Source organism: Candidatus Sulfidibacterium hydrothermale (assembly GCF_020149915.1).
Lineage (GTDB): Bacteria > Bacteroidota > Bacteroidia > Bacteroidales > F082 > Sulfidibacterium > Sulfidibacterium hydrothermale.
Genome location: NZ_CP083760.1, coordinates 2,497,216 through 2,516,463 on the forward strand (window position 1 = coordinate 2,497,216; position 19,248 = coordinate 2,516,463).

Consider the following 19,248-nt stretch of genomic DNA (forward strand, 5'->3'; position numbering starts at 1 on the left):
TTTTCAACCTTCAACACGTAAAGCTCTTAAATAGAGCTGAATGGTATTTTGAAGCCCGTAATACAAAGCATCAGCAATTAAAGCATGACCGATACTTACTTCTTTTACCCACGGGATATTTTTGGCAAAAAAGGAAAGATTTTCCAGGTTCAGATCGTGGCCAGCATTCAACTCAAGTCCTACTTCCCGGGCTTTACGGGCAGCTTCCACAAAAGGACGAATGGTGGCTTCCGGATCAGTTTTAAACCCTGAAGCATATCCTTCGGTGTACAATTCCACCCGGTCTGTTCCGGTATAAACCGCATGTTCTATCATTTCCGTATCCGGGTCAACAAATATGGACGTACGGATACCGGCTTCTTTAAAACGACCAATCACATCCGTGAGAAACGTTTTGTGTTTTTTGGTATCCCAACCGTGATCGGAAGTAAGCTGGTCAGGATCATCCGGCACCAATGTCACCTGATCGGGTTTATGCTGCAATACCAAATCGATGAACTTCGGGATAGGATTTCCTTCGATATTAAATTCAGTGGTCACCAACGGACGAAGGAGTTCCACATCTTTATACCGGATATGGCGTTCATCCGGACGCGGATGAACGGTAATTCCCTGTGCACCAAACCGCTGACAGTCTACAGCCACCTGCTGCACATCGGGCAGGTTTCCGCCCCGGGCATTGCGTAAGGTAGCAATTTTATTGATATTTACACTTAATCGTATCATCTCAAAATATTTTTCGCAAAAGTAGTAATTTCGACGGCGAAAAAGAACAGACTATGAGAGCATTGATTCAACGGGTTTCTTCGGCTTCTGTAAGCATTGAAGGCTCAATAAAATCAGAAATAAAACAGGGACTTTTGGTTTTTTTAGGTATCGAAGAACGCGACACACAAGAAGATATTGACTGGCTGGCCGGCAAAATATGCCGGCTACGCATTTTCGATGACGAAAATGGTGTAATGAACTTATCGGTTACTGATATCCAGGGAGATATCTTATTAATCAGCCAGTTCACCCTGCATGCCAGCACAAAAAAGGGGAACCGCCCTTCTTATATCCGTGCTGCACGCCCTGAAACGGCCATTCCGTTATACGAAAAATTCATTGCCCGCACCGAAGATCTTCTCGAAAAAAAAATTGGCACCGGCAAATTCGGAGCACATATGCATGTAACTTTAATAAACGACGGGCCGGTAACGATATTTATTGACACGAAAAACAAAGAGTAAAGTCAAAAACGGAGGAAAGCCGTTTAATCCATCAACCGTTTTTCCCCTTCCAGTTTACGAATATCCGTAACATCCTGACTTACTTCGAGCGTTCCGCGGAACCGGCCTTCTTCATCATGCAAAGCAAAATACTGAATCAGGATAAATTTATTTCCCATCTGAATCCAGAAACTCTCTTTTTGTTTTTTCCCGCTGCGAAAAGCATCAACCAACTCTTTCACAACATGCACACTGGATGGCGGATGACAGTTTTCAACCAAGCGCCCGATAATGGCTTTTGAACGTGGAAAAATACGGTCGCCGGGAGTAGAAAAATACCGTACCTGATCATTTTCATCCACAAAGGTCACATCTACAGGTAAATGGTTCAACATCATTACGGCCTGCTGTATGGTCAGTTTTCCGGTACCAAAATCAAGCAACCGGTCGCCCAGTTCTTCCTGCGACAACAGGGTTTCTTCTTTTTGGGAATTACTCTTTCCGGGTTTTTTCGCCAACAGTTTCTCCGACGGCGGAGAAATAAAAGCAAATCCCACATCAAAAGACTGCTCCAGCATATCGTGCAATTCATCTTCCTGAATCATATCAAAGATCACCGGAAACAAAATGTATTCTTCCCGGAAACGGATGGTGTACATGTTAAAATACAAATCACCAAGCAGGCGATTCAATTTCTTCAAATCGGTGTTCCCCTGGTCAATAATCTGAACCGTATCTTTAATAAAATTCCTGATGTCATCATGATAGGACCACATCATCGGAAGACAGCCATATTCTTTCAAAACCTTCTCCACCACAGGAAAAAGAATATTCTCCTTTTTAATATAATGCAGATTAAATTCCTGCAAAGCTTCCACACGGTTTCTGATTTCATTCAGTGCCGATTGAATTTTCTGCTCATCGGCATTTTTTTCGTTAAACGCCTTGATAAACGGGCGAAGAGCAATTAACCGTTCGTTCAGTTCATTATTTTCCTGCTGAAGAATTCCGAAAAAGGGTTTTGTTTCATAATCAGGAATCGGTTGAGATACCAATCCTTTGTAAAGCATATTCAGGGAACGGTTGATTCCTTTTTTCAACAGATACAACTCATCTCCCTGTGGGTTATCTTCCATCAATTTATGCACCACCACCATTACATCGAAAGGTTTCACCGCAGCAATAACCTCTTCGTACGTTTTGATCAGTTCAGCACCTTTTTCGCGCTGAAAAATAATGCCCCGGATAAAAGCTTCCAGTCCGGCAATTCTTTTTTGGGTATTATTGATGAATTCTGACATAATTCTTGCTTTAAAATCTACAGCAAAGATAGGAATTATTAACATGAGGATTTTCCGTAAAAAGGCGAGCACCAAAAGACAAAAAATCAGATCTTCCCAAAAAACTACTACTTTTTTAAGTACTTCAAGTGCCTAAAATTTGAAATGCCTAAAGTGGGAAATCACAAAAAACAAAAAAACAAATCACAAAAAAATCCCAAATTCCAAAAATTAACTTCTTTTGTCATGCTGAACGCAGTGAAGCATCTATTTTAACAACCGTGATTATTTTTAAGATCCTTCACTGCGCTACGCTCCGTTCAGGACGACAGAAAAAAAGCAGGTAAACACCTGAAAACCAGCAACACCAACAACCAGTGACTAATGATCAGGTGGGAAATCACAAAAAACAAAAAGACAAATCACAAAAAAATTCCAAATTCCAAAAATTAACTTCTTTTGTCATGCTGAGCAGCGCGAAGCATCTCTTTAAACAGTCGTGATTATTTTAAGATCCTTCACTCCGCTGCGCTCCGTTCAGGACGACAGAAAAAAGCAGGTAAACACCTGAAAACCAGCAGCACCAATAACTGTGACTAATGACCAAGTGAGAAATCACAAAAAACAAAAAAGCAAATCACAAAAAAATCCCAAATTCCAAAAATTAACTTCTTTTGTCATGCTGAACGCAGTGAAGCATCTATTTTAACAACCGTGATTATTTTTGAGATCCTTCACTGCGCTGCGCTCCGTTCAGGACGACAGAAAAAAGCAGGTAAATATCTGAAAATCAATAATACCAATAACCAGTGACTAATGGCCAAGTGAGAAATCACAAAAAACAAAAAGACAAATCACAAACGAAATTCCATATTCTAAAAATTAACTTCTTTTGTCATGCTGAACGCAGTGAAGCATCTCTTTGAACAGTCGTGATTATTTTAAGATCCTTCACTGCGCTGCGCTCCGTTCAGGACGACAGAAAAAAGTAGGTAAACACCTGAAAACCAGCAACACCAATAACTGTGACTAATGACCAAGTGAGAAATCACAAAAAACAAATCACAGTCCCGTCATCATTTATCATTGAGTCAAACATCTTCCCATCTAACGTTCTCCATCCTTCCATCCCAACATCTTTCATCATTGGAGATCCTTCACTGCGCTGCGCTCCGTTCAGGACGACAAATACGACTGGGCGAAATTGCGAAAGGACGCCCCCCAAAAAACAAAATCCACCCCTGTTCATCATTCATCACTCTACATTTATCGTTCGTTCATCCTCCCCAATAACCAGTGATCAATGGCCCCTTTTCCCCACTAAGATGTACGAAGAACACCACCAAGGAACTCAAAGGGAAATGTAAAAGTTGAAAAAAATCCAAAAGCAAAACGGTCAATTCAATTTTTTGTATAGTTTTGTGCCATTATTCAAATGTTCCTTCCACAGAATGTTTGAATTATACAGAGGAGCGGAGAGAACAGGCTCTGTGAAACTCCGGCAACCTGCCCGTCTCAGGCGGGAAAGGTGCCAATACCTGCCGTTTCGGGCAATACCGGACGGAATTATAATTTAAACAGAAAAAGACATGAAAACAATTGTTCGTTTTTTTAACTACTCTTTTTACAGCCTGCAAAAAAGGACTGTTTTAGCCGTTTTGTTTCTGAATTTTTTCTTTTCAGATGGGGTAATGCGAATGTAAAAGGGGCAGGTCGCATTTTTTGGTATTCCTGTCCCGGCCCGAAAGACTTTTTGTCTGAAAAGAAAAATTATATCACATCTTTTATTTAGAAAAACATGCATAAAACAGTCATAAAAATAGGTGGATCCAACTTAAAAGATCAGGAAAATATAGGACGTATCATTCCCTTGCTGAAAGGGTACAACGAGCCGGTTCTTCTTATTGTTTCGGCTTTTTACGGAATTACCGACAAACTGGCTTCTGCCCGAACACCGGGAACTGCAAGCTTCCCTGCCGGATGAATTGTACCAGTTACACCAACAAACAATTGACCGTTTCATTACAAACAACAAAGAAAAACAAAGGGCTGAAAAACAATTACAAAAAACCATTGACCGGTTAAAAAAACTTTTTTCGGGTTTTCGCACCGAAGATGCAGCAACCGCCAACGCCATCATGAGTTATGGCGAACGGCTTAGCGCCCTTACCCTTCAGGCTGTTTTAAATGCCAACGGAATCCATTGCCGTCTGGCACTTCCTGAAGAAGCAGGAATTGTCAGTAACCGCCGGTTTTTTCAAGGAAGTGTTTTACTCAAAAAAACCGAAGAAAACCTGAAGAAATTTCTTCATCCGGAGATGACTTATGTAATTCCGGGATTTTATGCTGTAAGCCGAGAAGGAGAAACCGTATTATTAGGGCGGGGAGGATCGGATTATTCGGCAGCCTGTATAGCCCGTTGTGTCGGAGCCAAATACCTTGATGTTTGGAAAGACGTGGAAGGTTACTTAAGTGGTGATCCGAAAATCATAACCGGCGTCCGGCGTATTCCTCATCTCAGTTATCTTGAAGCCGCCGAGCTCTCCTATTTCGGAGCCAAAATTTTACATCCGCGCACCATCCGCCCGCTGGTTTCCCAAAAAACAGAAATCCGTATTCTCAATCCGGACAAATATCTCCAAACCCAAAAAAGAGAAGCGTTAACACGTATCAGTCATCAAAAATCAACAGATTCGGAAGTCATTAAGAGTGTGACAGCCAATGAAGACATCGCTTTATTGAAATTAAAAGGCAGCGGAGTCGGTATAAAAAAAGGAATTTTGGCCATGGTAACCGGTGCTTTCGACCAGGCACGCATCAACATCCGTTCAGTGGTTACCTCGCAAACGGCCATTCATTTTATTTTCTCGCGTGCCGATGCCCAAAAAGCAAAGAAAATTGTGGATAAGTTGAACACATCGCTCGATTTTGATACCGAAATCGAGGACAACATAGCCTGGGTAGCTGCCGTAGGCAACGGCATCAACCAAAAAGAAGGCATTGCCGGACGAATGTTTACGGCTTTGGCTAAAGCCGGAATTAATGTCCAGCAAATTGTGCTGGGAGCTTCAGAAGTGGCTGTTTATTTTGTTATTCAGCGAAAACTGGCCGACAAAGCAGCACAAATTATCCATCACGAATTATTTCATAAAACCAAAACCGAATAACATGCATTACGAAACATTACAAGTTCATGCCGGGCACACACCGGACGAGACAACCCTTTCGCGGGCTGTTCCGATCTATCAGACTACATCGTATCTTTTCAAAGACATGGAGCATGCCGGGCGACTTTTTAACCTTGAAGAATTTGGCAATATCTATACCCGTTTAATGAATCCCACAACCGAAGTTCTCGAAAAAAGAATGGCGGCACTGGAAGGCGGTATTGCAGCGCTGGCTGTTTCATCAGGACATTCGGCACAATTCATTGCGCTGAACAATATTTTAGAACAGGGAGACGAAATGGTTTCCTCTCCTTTTCTTTACGGCGGCACATACAACCAGTTTAAAGTGACCTTTAAACGGCTGGGAATTCAGGTTCATTTTGCCGAAAGCCTGCAGGCCGAAGATTTTGAAAAACTGATTAACGAAAGAACCAAGGCCCTGTATATCGAAACCATTGGAAACCCAAGCTTTGAAGTTCCTGATTTTGAAAAGTTTGCAGCACTTGCCGAAAAATACAAATTGCCTTTGGTGGTCGATAACACTTTTGGCGCCGGCGGATATCTCTGCCAACCTTTAAAACTGGGAGCCCACATCGTAGTGGAATCGGCAACCAAATGGATTGGCGGACATGGTAACAGCCTGGGAGGCATCATCGTTGACGGAGGAACTTACGACTGGGGAAACGGAAAATTTCCACAATTCTCCGAGCCATCCGAAGGATACCACGGTTTGGTTTTTTCTGACGTTTTCGGAAAGAAAAGTCCTTATGGAAATATCGCTTTTATTATCCGGGCACGGGTAGAAGGATTGCGTGATTTCGGTCCGGCACTCAGTCCGTTCAATGCTTTTTTGCTTTTGCAGGGAGTAGAAACTTTATCGCTACGCGTACAACGCTCAGCAGACAACACCCTCCACCTGGCACAATGGCTCCAGCAGCACCCGAAAGTGGAAAGCGTTTCCTACCCCGGACTTCCTGAAGATCCCCGGCATACCCTTGCTAAAAAATACCTGAAACATGGTTACGGCGCTGTTTTAAGTTTTTCGCTGAAAGGAGACAAAAAAGCAGCTTCACGGCTGGTGGAAAATTTGAAACTGGTAAGCCACCTGGCCAATGTGGGAGACACCAGAACCCTGATTATTCAGCCGGCAACCACGACCCATCAACAGCTGACGGATGAAGAGCTGAAACGGGCAGGAATTGGGCCATCGCTGATGCGGGTCTCTGTAGGAATTGAAAATATTCACGATATCATTGCCGATTTCGACCAGGCATTCAGACAAGTTTAAAATGATACAAAAACTAAAAATTGACAAGCCGTTTTTATTGGAAAGCGGAAAAACGTTACACGAGCTGGAAATTGCTTTCCATACTTACGGAAAACTCAATGCAACCCGTGACAATGTGGTATGGATTTGTCATGCACTGACTGCCAATTCGGATGTAGCCGACTGGTGGAGCGGCATGACAGGACCGGGAAAATGTTTCGACCCGGAAAAACATTTTATTGTGTGTGCCAACATTTTAGGATCTTGTTACGGCACAACCGGTCCGTTATCCAAAGATGAAAACGGAGAAATCTATTATCACCGTTTTCCGGATATTACCATTCGCGACATGGTAAAAGCCCACCAGATTTTGCGGGAACATCTTGGCATAGAAAAAATTGAACTGCTTACCGGCGGCTCCATCGGCAGTTTTCAGGCCGTGGAATGGGCCATTACCGAACCCGATCGCATCCGCCATCTTGTGCTGATTGCCGGCGGAGCCAGTATCACGGCCTGGACTGCCGGACTGAACGAAGCACAGCGCATGGCTATTCGTGCAGACAAAAGCTATTACGACCAAACACCCGATGGTGGCAAAGATGGAATGAAAGCAGCCCGCGCCATGGCTTTGCTAAGCTATCGCAATGCAAGAGCTTACAACAAAACCCAACCCATCTTACCGGACGATGACTACCGGAATTTAAAAGCCATTACCTACCAGCAATATCAGGGGGAAAAACTGGCTCGCCGGTTTGATGCCCGGGCTTATTATATCCTCACGCGGGCATTTGACAGCCATCACGCCGGCCGGGGCCGTGGCGGATTACCCAACGCACTTGCTGCCATAAAAGCCAAAACGCTGGTGGTGGGCATTGACACCGACATTCTTTTTCCTAAAGAAGATCAGGAAATACTGGCAAAATATATTCCGGATGCCCAATTACAGTGGCTGCATTCTGAATACGGCCACGACGGATTTTTGCTTGAATTTGAAACATTAACGAACATCATAACCGATTTCTGGAATTAATCCTGTTAAAAAATGAAAAAACTGAACATTGGAATATACGGCTTTGGAACTGTTGGCCAGGGTTTATATACCGTATTGCAAAAAAGCAAAACAGTAGACGCTACCCTGTCAGCCATTTGTGTAAAGCATGAAAATAAAAAACGGAACCTTCACCTTCCTCTTTTAACTTTCGATCCAAACAGAATCCTTGACAATCCGGAAATTAATGTGGTTGCCGAGCTTATTGATGATGCTGACGAGGCTTATCTCCTGGTAAAAAAAGCATTAAAAAAAGGGAAAAATGTGGTTTCGGGAAATAAAAAAATGCTGGCAGCCCATCTCGAAGAGATGATCCAATTGCAGAAAGAAACCGGCCAGTCGCTGTTATACGATGCGTCAGCCTGCGGTTCCATTCCCATCATCCGAAACCTGGAAGAATATTACGACAACGATCTGTTAAAATCGATCACCGGTATATTGAACGGTTCCTCCAATTACATCTTAACTCAAATTTTTCGCGAAGGAAAAGATTACGCTACGGCTTTAAAAGAAGCTCAGGAACTGGGCTTTGCCGAAAGCAATCCGGATGCAGATGTACAAGGATACGATGCTTTGTACAAATTGGTCATTATCACAGCTCACGCTTTCGGACCGGTTATTCCGGCCGAAAAAGTATTTCGTTTCGGAATTGATCAGATCACCAATTTCGACGTACGGTTTGCCAAAGAGAAAAATTTAAAAATCAAGCTGGTAGCCAAAGTAACCAAAACCGGAAAAGATGAAATCACGCTTTTTGTAGCTCCTGAATTTGTAAATAAAGAAAACTACATCTTCAATGTGGAAGACGAATACAATGGAGTGGTTATCGAAGGAGAATTTTATGATAAGCAGTTTATGTTCGGAAAAGGAGCCGGAGCCTACCCTACCGGTTCGGCCGTATTGTCTGACATTACCGCGATCAGCCATCAATACAAATACGAATACAAAAAAAGAAAATACTTTGCTCTTCCCCGTTTTACCAACCGTTTGTCACTAACGGTTTATCTACGTTATCACCAGGAAGAAGATCTTGCTTTATTTGATTTTGATGAGATCTACGAAAATTACAAAGGACGGGAAAACCGCTATGTAATTGGAAAAATCTGCCTTGAAAAACTGGTAAAAATCAATAACGAAATCGAAAAACGACAGCTTTTCCTTGCCGTTTTCAACGAATAATTTCTCTCCGGCCTGCCACGCACTTACCAATAAAATTAACGGTCAAGGGAGGCCTGATAACGGCTTTTGTTGCCGGAGTTATCTTCCACAACAAGCTGAAAAAGATTTTTTCCTTTTTTCAAATGGGAATCCACAAAATAAGTTAACCGGTCATTTTTCACATCATATTCCATCAAAATCCAATGGCCGTTCAGTGTAGCTGCGTATTTTTTTATGCCGCTTCCCTCATCTTTAATTTCTACCTGTAGTGTTTTTCTTCCGGTAATTTTTGTTCCGTTTTTAAAGTTCAACGGCTTGATTACCGGAGGAACAGTATCAACCAAAACCGTATAATAGCCCAAATCTCTTACCCGGGCTGTCAGGACATCGCCATCCCGTCCGTTCCCGGCAAAATAAAATTCATCTTTTATCCCGGGAGCATAGGCCAAATAGGTTTTTGTCTTCCACTTTGCCGGAATCGAATCATCACGAACAGATAAAGTGAAATATTTTTGAACCGGAACAAGCCGGTTGTGCACTTTGTAAACAGGAGACACCGCGTTTTTTACCGGAGGAAGTTTTTTCAGATGAAGATAAAACGACCGGTAAAAACAATTTTTAGGAAAAGAGAGCTGCAAGTTTCCGCTGGAAATACGTTTCGGCTGATCATACCGGATAAAATATCCCGGTTCCTTTTTGGACTTTAAGCAGTTTTTCTTTTTTGACGGAATTCCCTTGACAACAAATGGCACCGAGGCCGTATTGCCATAAATGTCTTTAACCACATATCGAAAATGATGGGGCAACGTATCTTTAAAAACAAAAATTCCGTCACGGGTATCTTTTCTGTACAAAGGCAACCGGTTATTCGTATCCCGTTCGGTACGAATAAAACGACGCCCGGTTCTGACATAATAACTGTAGTCTATCAGGCTGTTTACATAACGGGTAGTGGCAAAAGAAAGGCTGTCGGCTTTGAGTGCAAAAACCAGTCGCCCGTCTTCAAAAAGCTGAAGCGAGTAAATACCGTTTTTGTTGGGAGCTCCGTTCATCACGTCGTAAGTACGCAATCCAAATGATACGGGCCCGGAAACTGTAATGACCGGCTTATTTTTCAAATAACAACCGGTTCCATGCCCTAACACCAAAATCCGAACCGTATCACACTTTCCGTTGATACGACTGTACGGATAAACCGGATAAACGGATAACCGGATAATTTTTGGGGGAAGCTTATCCGCTATTTTTATTCCTTTAAACTGTAACGGATTTACCGGATGCTGCGTAACGGCATGACGAATTTCGAAATGGAGATGAGGACCGAGCGATCCTCCGGTATTTCCCGAATACGCAATGACTTCTCCTTTCTTTACCGGCAATTTCCCCTTGGGAGGAAAAATTTGCACCGTATAACTCTCACGTTCATACTGAATCTTTTTCACATAACGCTGGATAGCAGGAGCAAATTTTTCCAGATGTCCGTAAACCGACATAAAGCCATTGGGATGAGTAATGTACAACGCTTTCCCATAGCCTCCGAGTGTAATGCTAATCCGCGAGATGTAACCGTCGGCAATGGCATACACTTTCTTTCCTTGTACTCCACCGGTTTTAATATCGATTCCCGAATGCAAATGTCCGCTACGTAATTCGCCAAAAGTACCTGACAACTCCAGCGGAAAAGACACCGGTGGACGAAAACCATCCGATAAAACAGGATGTTGTGCCCGGAGAGGAGAACCGGGAAAAAGAAAAACGCCCATTAATACCAGAACAAAAAAAGAATGTCTTGCCAAATAAGTCATGCCTGCATAATTGTCTCGCAAAAGTATTTAAAAAAAGTCGTAGTCCAGCTGCCCGCTTTGTCCAATTTAAAGCCAAAAGAAGTCATGAGCTTATTTTTTCAGCCCGGTTGATTCAACAAGCAAAAGGGCATCTGTTCGTTTTAACGGATTTCTTACTTTTGTATCGTTTTAAAACGATTCCAAGATGAAACGCTTACTTTTAACTGCCACAGGAATTTTCCTGTTTTTCTTTTTGTGGAGTTGTAAAAAAGATGACAATCCCGATACGACCAAACCGTTTATTGTGGTTTTAGGTAGTAATCCGGTATATACCGAACTGGATTCAGTATATGTGGATGCCGGGGCCAAAGCGTATGATGTGCAGAGTAATGGCGACACGTTAGACATTACGGACCGGCTTCAGGTAACCAATAACGTAAACATTCACGAAAGGGGCATTTACAAAGTGTTGTACAACGTGAGTGATGCCGCCGGCAACAAAGCAGACGAAAAAACCCGGACTGTGGTTGTCGAAATTTTTTAATCTAAATGACAAATATGCAACAACCTCTTTCCGAAAGAAAAAAAATTGTTTTTATCGTCAACCCCAAGTCTGGAATACATAAACATACCCGTTTTAAAGAGGCGGTTCAGAAACATATTGACAGCAACAAGTTCACGACTCTCATTCGAGAAACAGAATATGCAGGCCATGCCATTGAATTGAGCCGTGAAGCTGTTTTACAGAAAACAGATATTGTAGTGGCGGTGGGTGGCGATGGGACCATTAACGAAGTGGCTTCACAAATTATCGGGAGCAAAACTATTTTGGGCATCATCCCTCAAGGATCCGGAAACGGGCTGGCACGGCATCTCGGCATCCCACGCATGATTGGCGGGGCCATGAAACTGATTAACCGCCTGCACGTTACGGAAATCGACACCGCCACCATCAATGGCGTGCCTTTTGTCAGTATCGCCGGCGTAGGATTCGATGCCCTGGTCGCCAAATATTTCGCCAAATCAGAACGCCGCGGTTTTTTTTCGTACGCCCATTTGATCTCTTCTCATTTCTTGTATTACAAACCGAAAAAATATTTTATTGAATTTGAAGACGGGACCACCGTAAAAACCCGTGCTCTCTTCATCAGCTTTGCCAACTCCAATCAGTTTGGGTACAACACGGCTATTGCTCCCAATGCCCGCCTGCGCGATGGCATGCTGGACGTAATTGTAGTGCAAAAACCCGGCATCTTTGATTTGCCTTTGGTGGCCAATCTGTTACTCCTGCGCGCCATCGACAAATCGAAATATGTGCAAAGTTACCGTTCCGGAAACTTTACCGTGACCCGGAAGAAAAAAAGAGTGGTTAATATTGACGGAGAAGCCCGGAAAATGGGCAAAAAACTGAAAGTAAAAGTCTATCCGTTATCATTAAAAGTAATTATTCCAAACCATGACATCAAATAAAAAAAACAGCCGGATGGTTTATTCTACCAATCCGGATTTTTCTTACGAGGAAGAGCCGGAAGAAGTGATTACGCCACCGCCTTCGCAACAGTTGCTATACGTATCGCTGGACAAAAAACAACGAAAAGGCAAAAAAGTAACGCTGGTTACCGGATTTACAGGCAACGAAAACGATCTGAAAGCACTGGGGAAAAAACTGAAATCCCTTTGCGGAACCGGAGGCTCGGTAAAAAATGAAGAAATTATCATCCAGGGCGATTTTAGAGAACGAGTAAAAAGTTTCCTCGAAAAAGAAGGTTTTAAAGTCAAACAAAAAGGCGGATAAACCAAAAGTCAAGAATAAAAACAGTATAAACTAAAAACCAAAAATGATGAAAAAACAAATCCTGCTGCTGATTTTCACCACCCTGATATTAGGAGGCATACAGGCACAAAACGTTGAAAAAGGGAAACTGGATATGCAAACGATTCATAAGATCATGGCGTCTTATCATCACAATGCATCGGACAAAGCCTTACAAAATGCCATCACCCACAACGACATTAAAAAGCTGGCTAAAAATCGCAGTAACGAGGGAAAAGTCAATCATTTTTTCAATCATCAGGTTACCGGCGTGCTGGCTACCACCAACCAAAAATCGTCAGGCCGGTGCTGGTTGTTTACCTCGCTCAACACCTTGCGTCCCATCGTCATTCGGAAATATAATCTGCCTGATTTTGAATTCTCGGAAAACTACTGCTTTTTCTGGGATCAGTTCGAAAAAGCCAATCTTTTTATGGAAATTGCCATTTCCACAGCCAACGATCCTATGGACAGCCGTATGGTAAGCTGGCTCTTCCACAATCCCATTGGCGATGGCGGACAATGGGCTACCTTTAACGATTTGGTAAAAAAATACGGGCTGGTGCCGGCTTCGGCGATGCCCGAAACTTACCAAACCAATCATACCGCCATGCTTTCGCGGTTATTGCGCCGCAAGTTGCGCGAAGATGGTCTGGAATTACGAAAAATGGTACAGGAAAAAAAGCCGGCAAAACAAATTACCCAGCGTAAAATTGAAATGCTGACCGGCATTTACCGGATGCTGGTACTGGCATTCGGTGAACCACCACAACACTTCACCTGGCAATACCGCGATAAAGAAGACAAAATCAGTCAACCCGAAAGTTTCACGCCACAGTCTTTCTTTAAAAAAGTAGTCGGGGTAAATGTGGATGACTACGTGATGTTCATGAACGACCCTACCCGGCCCTACTATAAACTTTATGATGTACAATTTGACCGGAATCTGGCCGAAGGCGGCAACTGGCGCTATATCAACCTTCCCAACGACACCATTAAAAAGTTTGCCATTCGTTCTATCGAAGACAATCAGGCCATGTATCTGTCTTGCGATGTGGGAAAACAATTCGACGGTAAAGCCGGTTTTCTGGACACCCGGCTTTATGATTATGATGACCTTTTCGGCGTAAAATTCGGAATGGATAAAGCACAACGAATCAAAACCTTCGACAGTGGTTCTACCCACGGAATGGCACTGGTTGGCGTGAATGTACTGCCCGACGGAAAACCGGATAAATGGCTGATTGAAAACAGCTGGGGCCCCGATAAAGGACATCATGGTTTTCTTACCGCTACCGACAACTGGTTTGATAATTACATGTTCAGGCTGGTCATCAATAAAAAATACATTTCACCAAACATCTTAAAAATACTGAAAAGCAAGCCCATCTTACTTCCACCGTGGGATCCGGTTTTTACACCCGAACCTTAAGAATCCGTTCTCGCTTTTCAACAGCCCAAACGGGCTAAAAACCGGTAGTGCTTGCGTTGATTTCAGCGTGCTGCAAGTCTCGAACCACGCCATTGACGCATTTTAAAATACTACTGGTACGATTAAATTTTGTCCGTATCTTTGGCAAAAATTTTGCCCGGAAAACAAGATTTTGTCCGGGATAAACTGTTTCAACCATTTTTAAACACCGCAAACTATTGATATGAATCTTTACCTGAAAAACCTTACCGTTTATCTTATTCATTTATTTCAAAAAGCCGGAATGTCGCCCAACTGGGCCGAAACCACCGGGGAAACGCTCTCACTTATCCTGCTCTTTTTGTTTTCATACATCATCTTTAGACTCACCTGGAGCGGAATGAAAAAGATACTGATTCCGGTTTTCAGGCGCTCACGTAACCAGTTTGACGATTTGTTGGTAAAACACCGTTTGTTTCGAAGAATCTCGTATCTCGTCCCTACGCTTATTCTCTACTATTTTGCACAGGACAGTGTTTATTCGCTTCCGGTTCTTATCAGCATTATCCAGCGAACCCTGGAAGTTACTTTTGTGGTTATTATCATTCTGGTCATCGACAGCCTTTTATCTACCCTGAACGACTATTATAACCGGTTTGAATTTTCAAAAGACCATCCCATTACCGGGCTGATACAAATTGTAAAAATCATCATTTACTTTTTCGGGCTCCTGTTTGCCATTGCCACGCTTTTACACCGCGATTTAAGCACCCTGTTTGTCGGACTGGGAACTCTTTCTGCTATTTTGATGTTGATTTTCCGCGATCCGATTCTCGGATTTGTAGGCGGACTGCAACTCACCTTTAACAAAATGATTCGTATCGGCGACTGGATCAGCATGCCGCAATACCATGCCGACGGTACCGTTATGGAAATTACGCTGACTACCATTAAAATTCAAAACTGGGACAAAACCATCGTCACCGTACCCACTTACAGCCTGGTTTCCAACTCTTTCCAAAACTGGCGAGGGATGGAAGAAGCCGGCGGAAGACGAATTAAACGAGCGGTGTACATCGACATGGACAGTGTACATTTTGTAACGCAGGAAGAGCTGGAAAAATTCAAAGAAATTAAAATCCTGAAGCCCTACCTTGAGAAAAAAGAAAAAGAGATTCAGGAGTATAACCAAAAATTTCAGGTAGACCCGTCGGTGGTGGTCAACGGACGACGGCAAACCAATCTTGGCATTTTCAGGGCTTACCTGAAAGCTTATCTGCAACACCGCGAAGACATTCGAAAAGACATGACTTTCCTGGTAAGACAACTGCCCCCGTCAGAAAAAGGAATTCCCATAGAAATTTATGTTTTTACCAAAACCACGGCCTGGGCAGAATATGAAGACATCCAGGCAGATATTTTTGATTTGATTTTAGCCGTCTTGCCCGAATTCGGTTTGCGGGTGTACCAATTTCCCAAAAGCGGCGACCTGGCTCAATTAGGAACAAAACAGACAAACATCGGATAATGATTGGAACTTTAGTTAACGTAGCTACAGTAATTGTCGGCAGTCTGACCGGTCTTCTTCTGAAAAGCCGGTTACCCGACCGGTTCATTAAAATATTTTTTCAGGTTATCGGTTTATTTACGCTTTATCTCGGTGTTTCCATGGCCTTAAAATCCACCCATGTTTTACAGATGGTTTTCAGCCTGATCATTGGTGCTGTTATCGGAGAAAGTCTTCACCTGGACCGCGGACTGGAAAAAATGGCCGATGTGATAAAAAAACGGTTTAAAAGTAAAAATGAACGTTTTACCGACGGATTGCTTACGGCATTCCTGCTCTATTGTATGGGTTCGTTAACCATTCTGGGAGCCATTGAAGAGGGAATGAACGGTGATCCGCACCTGCTGTTAATTAAATCGCTGATGGATGGTGTTTCTTCCATTGCACTGGCATCAGGACTTGGTATTGGCGTTTTATTCTCTGCCGTTCCGCTGCTTATTTTTCAGGGAGGCATTACGTTGCTGGCCATGTGGCTGGGCGATTTTTTCCCGGCGGTTATGATAACCGAACTATCGGCGGTCGGAGGAATTCTTTTGCTGGGACTTGGTATTGATATTTTGGGAATCAAAAAAATAAAAGTCATTAACATGCTGCCTGCACTGGTGGTGATTGTTTTCCTGATCTGGCTTTTCCCCGGAACGGGAGTATAACCGGACCCCACAAAACAGGCGGATTTTACTCTCCGGAAATATTGAGCTGCTCTACATCAACGCCTGCACGACGCAACAAATCCAAGCCATCAGTAATACGGTATTTTCTGTCATATACCACCCGGCTGATTCCTGCCTGAATAATCAGCTTGGAACATTCAATACAAGGCGAATCAGTTACATATAACGTAGCTCCTTTGCTGCTGTTATTCGATTGGGCTACCTTGGTGATGGCATTGGCTTCGGCATGTAAAACATATTGCTTGGTCGTTCCGGTTTCATCTTCGCATACATTTTCAAACCCCGAAGGGGTTCCGTTGTAACCATCTGAAATAATCATACGGTCTTTTACGATCAGAGCCCCCACCTGCCGACGTTTACAATACGAATTTTTTGCCCACACGTGGGCCATTTCCAAATAACTTTTATCAAACTTTGCACTTTTTTTCCCCATGATCAAATCGCTTTCAATTGGTTGCGCTAAGATATTACTATTTTCCGTTCTGCTAAAAGCACTCAGGAGAAAGAATGAAACAAACGACCGGTTTCTTCCATAATTTCGGCATACAGCTTTTCGGCTTCTGACAATAAACGATTTTTTTTACGCCGGTTTCGCCAATACCGTCCGAGCGCAACGGTTTTCCGGTAAAGCCGGGCATAATTCCACGAAAAAGCAGCGAAAAACGGCAATGTTACGGCATAAAGGATAGTAATTACCGGCCGGTGAAATCCCCACTGAACCAAAAGAATCTGTATCAGGTAAAATAGCGGGAAAGTGATAAAGCTCAGCACAAATTTAAAAGAACTCCGGAACTGTGGATCTTTGATCTTATTGCCTGTTGCAATGCAGATATTCCACGGAAAAAAGTGATTCAGATAACCATAAAGAAAAAACGGAAATCCAAGCAGCAGCAGGATCCGGTTCAAAAAGAGCCGTCCTTTCGTTGCCGGCTGTACATCTGGAATTTTCAATGTTTTCAACTGTTGCCGGTAATGTTGCACTTTTTCTGCCAGGCGTTTCATTTTGTCCGGCGATGTCTGTTCAAACCGGTTCAAGCGGGCAATAATCTCTTTTTCGGCACGAAATTGATGATACAAATCGGTGTCATCAAGATTTAACTGCCGGCAGGCATCACGGCGATAAGCTTTCCGGAGAAAATCAACCGCATCATAATATTGACTTTCGATGTTGATCATCAACGGTTTCATTTCGCGGGCCAGTTTTTCCTTGATGCGGTTATAAGCTACTGCCGGATTTTCTTTATACACCTCATAAAATTCCGATACGGCAAACGGTTTTCCGAAAATAACCAGCAAATCAGACCGGAAGTTTTCATAATCAGAATAATTGATTCCCACCGGAACAATTTTCATGTCCAGCAAAAAATTTTCGGCTTCTTCCGCCTGAAAAGCAATACGGGCAAACCCTTTTTTTAAACTCCGCAATTTCCGGAAACCGGCATGATTCCCTTCGGGAAGAATTACAAATCCGTTTTTATTACGGATAATATCCAGGGTTTTCCTAAATGTCAGTTCATTCTTTTTTAATGAATCGTAACCATCGCGGATGCGGTAAACCGGAAGGATCTTCAAAAAATAAAGAATGCGGGCAATCTGCTTGTTTTTAAAAATATCTGAACGGGCAACAAAAACAAATTGATTGGAGAGTGAGAATTCAATGGCCAAAGCATCCATCAAAGCATTTTGATGGTTGGGCGTAAAGATTAAATGTTCGTTTAACGGAAGTTTTTCCCGGTTTACATAAACCACTTTCCGGTAAAAAATTTTGTCGTGCCAAAAGCGCAAAAAGGTTTTCAGGGCAGCATACGACCGGGAATATTTTTCAATATTTTCTACTCCCATATTGATTATCCTTTTTTAAAAATCCGGCGAAAACTAAAATGGGGTTTATTCCATATTCCGGCAAGCGTCAATCCGGCCACAATATGCCATATTCCCCACCAGGCAGCGATAATGGCCATTCCGCCCAGCTCTAAATCCGGCGGAAAAATTCGCGGATTAAAAATCAACACCAAAGCCAATCCGGAATTTTGAATTCCCGTTTCAATAGAAATGGTCCGCCGGTCAATCACCGGACGTTTAAAGATTTTGGCCACATAATATCCCGAAGCCAGTGCCAAAGCATTATGTACCAATACAATTAAAAAAATGTATTTGATCACAACCAGAAAATGCTGAAAATTCTTGGCAAAGGCAATCACGACAATTACAACAAAAAGCAATATAGAGAATCGTTTGAATGATTTCGTAATTTTTGTAGCAAATGCAGGCCATTTGGTATTTACAAAAATTCCTAAAATCAACGGAATACCCAAAATCAGGAAAACCGTGCGGAACATTTGAAGCGTATCAATATGTAACGGACGCACCAACTGGGCTGCATGGGCATGATGCACCAAAAAACGGGTGTATAAATTCCCCCACAATGCAAAATTCAGCGGGGTCATAAAAACGGCAGCCATCGTAGCAATGGCCGTTAAGCTCACCGAAAGCGCCACATTGCCTTTGGCCAGCGACGAAATAAAATTGGAAACATTTCCACCGGGACAGGCTGCTACCAAAATCATTCCCAATGCAATGGTCGGAGTAATAACATCCCGCAACAAAACAGCCAACACAAATGTCAAAAACGGCAATACCAGAAACTGCGAAAATACGCCAACAAAAGCCGACTTTGGATTGAGCAATAACTTTTTAAAATGATCCAGTTTAATTTCCAAAGCTACCCCAAACATAACAAATGCCAGGGCAATATTCAACGCCTGAAGGCCCTGCGGACTGAAATTCAGACGAATATGATCAAAAGCCTGTAATGTCTCCATGAATCTACTACTCTTTGGGTTGCATAGATACACAATTTTTTTTGTTTAG

Annotated in this window: 18 protein-coding genes and 1 riboswitch; of the genes, 12 read left to right on the forward strand and 6 right to left on the reverse strand. The window is 42.8% G+C overall.

The window, feature by feature from the left end:
• Positions 1–3: 3 nt before the first annotated feature.
• Positions 4–726 carry a pyridoxine 5'-phosphate synthase gene (locus LA303_RS10235; protein ID WP_240525253.1) on the reverse strand — a complete coding sequence of 241 codons (723 nt, stop codon included), beginning with the start codon at positions 724–726 and terminating at the stop codon, positions 4–6.
• A gap of 53 nt (positions 727–779) precedes the next feature.
• On the opposite strand from LA303_RS10235, the gene dtd reads away from it, so the two are divergent.
• A complete protein-coding gene (gene dtd, locus LA303_RS10240) occupies positions 780–1,232 on the forward strand; it encodes a D-aminoacyl-tRNA deacylase (RefSeq protein WP_240525255.1) in 453 nt (150 codons plus the stop codon).
• Between the two features lie 23 nt (positions 1,233–1,255).
• Here the strand turns inward: dtd and LA303_RS10245 are convergent, their stop codons facing one another.
• Positions 1,256–2,512 carry a DUF438 domain-containing protein gene (locus LA303_RS10245; RefSeq protein WP_240525257.1) on the reverse strand — a complete coding sequence of 419 codons (1,257 nt, stop codon included), beginning with the start codon at positions 2,510–2,512 and terminating at the stop codon, positions 1,256–1,258.
• A gap of 1,436 nt (positions 2,513–3,948) precedes the next feature.
• Positions 3,949–4,066, forward strand: a riboswitch (SAM riboswitch).
• Between the two features lie 223 nt (positions 4,067–4,289).
• Between LA303_RS10245 and LA303_RS10250 the strand changes: the two genes are divergently transcribed.
• From LA303_RS10250 to LA303_RS10270, 5 genes are read left to right on the forward strand one after another with little or no spacing between them, the layout of a single operon-like run.
• Complete coding sequence (locus LA303_RS10250; RefSeq protein WP_240525259.1) at positions 4,290–4,475, forward strand: hypothetical protein; 186 nt, start codon at positions 4,290–4,292, stop codon at positions 4,473–4,475.
• Position 4,476: 1 nt separating this feature from the next.
• Entirely contained in the window at positions 4,477–5,658 is a 1,182-nt protein-coding gene (locus tag LA303_RS10255) for an aspartate kinase (RefSeq protein WP_240525261.1), read from the forward strand.
• A gap of 1 nt (position 5,659) precedes the next feature.
• Positions 5,660–6,946: an O-acetylhomoserine aminocarboxypropyltransferase/cysteine synthase family protein gene (locus LA303_RS10260; RefSeq protein WP_240525262.1), complete on the forward strand. Its 1,287-nt coding sequence runs from the start codon at positions 5,660–5,662 to the stop codon at positions 6,944–6,946.
• A gap of 1 nt (position 6,947) precedes the next feature.
• A complete protein-coding gene (locus LA303_RS10265) occupies positions 6,948–7,955 on the forward strand; it encodes a homoserine O-acetyltransferase family protein (RefSeq protein WP_240525264.1) in 1,008 nt (335 codons plus the stop codon).
• Between the two features lie 12 nt (positions 7,956–7,967).
• Positions 7,968–9,152, forward strand: a complete 1,185-nt coding sequence (locus LA303_RS10270) for a homoserine dehydrogenase (RefSeq protein WP_240525266.1) — start codon at positions 7,968–7,970, stop codon at positions 9,150–9,152.
• A gap of 35 nt (positions 9,153–9,187) precedes the next feature.
• Here the strand turns inward: LA303_RS10270 and LA303_RS10275 are convergent, their stop codons facing one another.
• Positions 9,188–10,936, reverse strand: a complete 1,749-nt coding sequence (locus tag LA303_RS10275; RefSeq protein WP_240525268.1) for a M23 family metallopeptidase — start codon at positions 10,934–10,936, stop codon at positions 9,188–9,190.
• 184 nt (positions 10,937–11,120) lie between these two features.
• On the opposite strand from LA303_RS10275, the gene LA303_RS10280 reads away from it, so the two are divergent.
• The 6 genes from LA303_RS10280 (at position 11,121) to LA303_RS10305 (ending at position 16,356) form a co-directional block, all read left to right on the forward strand.
• On the forward strand, positions 11,121–11,459 hold the full coding sequence (locus tag LA303_RS10280) for an immunoglobulin-like domain-containing protein (protein WP_240525270.1): 339 nt from the start codon (positions 11,121–11,123) through the stop codon (positions 11,457–11,459).
• A gap of 14 nt (positions 11,460–11,473) precedes the next feature.
• On the forward strand, positions 11,474–12,385 hold the full coding sequence (locus LA303_RS10285; protein ID WP_240525272.1) for a diacylglycerol/lipid kinase family protein: 912 nt from the start codon (positions 11,474–11,476) through the stop codon (positions 12,383–12,385).
• Positions 12,372–12,710 (forward strand): translation initiation factor, encoded by a 339-nt coding sequence (locus LA303_RS10290; protein WP_240525274.1) that lies wholly within the window; start codon positions 12,372–12,374, stop codon positions 12,708–12,710. Before LA303_RS10285 ends, LA303_RS10290 begins: the two co-directional genes overlap by 14 nt.
• A 43-nt stretch (positions 12,711–12,753) precedes the next feature.
• Positions 12,754–14,160, forward strand: coding sequence for a C1 family peptidase (locus LA303_RS10295; RefSeq protein ID WP_240525276.1), 1,407 nt, complete (start codon positions 12,754–12,756; stop codon positions 14,158–14,160).
• Between the two features lie 223 nt (positions 14,161–14,383).
• Complete coding sequence (locus tag LA303_RS10300; protein ID WP_240525278.1) at positions 14,384–15,667, forward strand: mechanosensitive ion channel family protein; 1,284 nt, start codon at positions 14,384–14,386, stop codon at positions 15,665–15,667.
• On the forward strand, positions 15,667–16,356 hold the full coding sequence (locus LA303_RS10305) for a DUF554 domain-containing protein (protein ID WP_240525280.1): 690 nt from the start codon (positions 15,667–15,669) through the stop codon (positions 16,354–16,356). The genes LA303_RS10300 and LA303_RS10305 overlap by 1 nt, the downstream gene beginning before the upstream one ends.
• A gap of 25 nt (positions 16,357–16,381) precedes the next feature.
• Here the strand turns inward: LA303_RS10305 and LA303_RS10310 are convergent, their stop codons facing one another.
• The 3 genes from LA303_RS10310 to LA303_RS10320 all read right to left on the reverse strand — a co-directional run bounded on the left by LA303_RS10310 (position 16,382) and on the right by LA303_RS10320 (position 19,199).
• Positions 16,382–16,810, reverse strand: coding sequence for a deoxycytidylate deaminase (locus tag LA303_RS10310; RefSeq protein ID WP_240525282.1), 429 nt, complete (start codon positions 16,808–16,810; stop codon positions 16,382–16,384).
• 62 nt (positions 16,811–16,872) lie between these two features.
• The gene (locus LA303_RS10315; RefSeq protein WP_240525284.1) at positions 16,873–18,219 is read right to left on the reverse strand and encodes a 1-acyl-sn-glycerol-3-phosphate acyltransferase; all 1,347 of its coding nucleotides are present in this window, start codon (positions 18,217–18,219) and stop codon (positions 16,873–16,875) included.
• A 5-nt stretch (positions 18,220–18,224) separates the two neighbouring features.
• Entirely contained in the window at positions 18,225–19,199 is a 975-nt protein-coding gene (locus LA303_RS10320; RefSeq protein WP_240525286.1) for a bile acid:sodium symporter family protein, read from the reverse strand.
• Between the last annotated feature and the right edge of the window lie 49 nt (positions 19,200–19,248).

What these genes read in the sequence shown, in the direction of transcription:
- LA303_RS10235 (WP_240525253.1), bottom strand. Translation starts at nt 726, where the DNA reads ATGATACGATTAAGTGTAAATATCAATAAAATTGCTACCTTACGCAAT.
- LA303_RS10245 (WP_240525257.1), bottom strand. Translation starts at nt 2,512, where the DNA reads ATGTCAGAATTCATCAATAATACCCAAAAAAGAATTGCCGGACTGGAA.
- LA303_RS10260 (WP_240525262.1), top strand. Translation starts at nt 5,660, where the DNA reads ATGCATTACGAAACATTACAAGTTCATGCCGGGCACACACCGGACGAG.
- LA303_RS10250 (WP_240525259.1), top strand. Translation starts at nt 4,290, where the DNA reads ATGCATAAAACAGTCATAAAAATAGGTGGATCCAACTTAAAAGATCAG.
- LA303_RS10315 (WP_240525284.1), bottom strand. Translation starts at nt 18,219, where the DNA reads ATGGGAGTAGAAAATATTGAAAAATATTCCCGGTCGTATGCTGCCCTG.
- LA303_RS10285 (WP_240525272.1), top strand. Translation starts at nt 11,474, where the DNA reads ATGCAACAACCTCTTTCCGAAAGAAAAAAAATTGTTTTTATCGTCAAC.
- LA303_RS10265 (WP_240525264.1), top strand. Translation starts at nt 6,948, where the DNA reads ATGATACAAAAACTAAAAATTGACAAGCCGTTTTTATTGGAAAGCGGA.
- LA303_RS10310 (WP_240525282.1), bottom strand. Translation starts at nt 16,810, where the DNA reads ATGGGGAAAAAAAGTGCAAAGTTTGATAAAAGTTATTTGGAAATGGCC.
- LA303_RS10295 (WP_240525276.1), top strand. Translation starts at nt 12,754, where the DNA reads ATGATGAAAAAACAAATCCTGCTGCTGATTTTCACCACCCTGATATTA.
- LA303_RS10290 (WP_240525274.1), top strand. Translation starts at nt 12,372, where the DNA reads ATGACATCAAATAAAAAAAACAGCCGGATGGTTTATTCTACCAATCCG.
- LA303_RS10305 (WP_240525280.1), top strand. Translation starts at nt 15,667, where the DNA reads ATGATTGGAACTTTAGTTAACGTAGCTACAGTAATTGTCGGCAGTCTG.
- LA303_RS10300 (WP_240525278.1), top strand. Translation starts at nt 14,384, where the DNA reads ATGAATCTTTACCTGAAAAACCTTACCGTTTATCTTATTCATTTATTT.
- LA303_RS10275 (WP_240525268.1), bottom strand. Translation starts at nt 10,936, where the DNA reads ATGACTTATTTGGCAAGACATTCTTTTTTTGTTCTGGTATTAATGGGC.
- LA303_RS10270 (WP_240525266.1), top strand. Translation starts at nt 7,968, where the DNA reads ATGAAAAAACTGAACATTGGAATATACGGCTTTGGAACTGTTGGCCAG.
- LA303_RS10320 (WP_240525286.1), bottom strand. Translation starts at nt 19,199, where the DNA reads ATGGAGACATTACAGGCTTTTGATCATATTCGTCTGAATTTCAGTCCG.
- dtd (WP_240525255.1), top strand. Translation starts at nt 780, where the DNA reads ATGAGAGCATTGATTCAACGGGTTTCTTCGGCTTCTGTAAGCATTGAA.
- LA303_RS10280 (WP_240525270.1), top strand. Translation starts at nt 11,121, where the DNA reads ATGAAACGCTTACTTTTAACTGCCACAGGAATTTTCCTGTTTTTCTTT.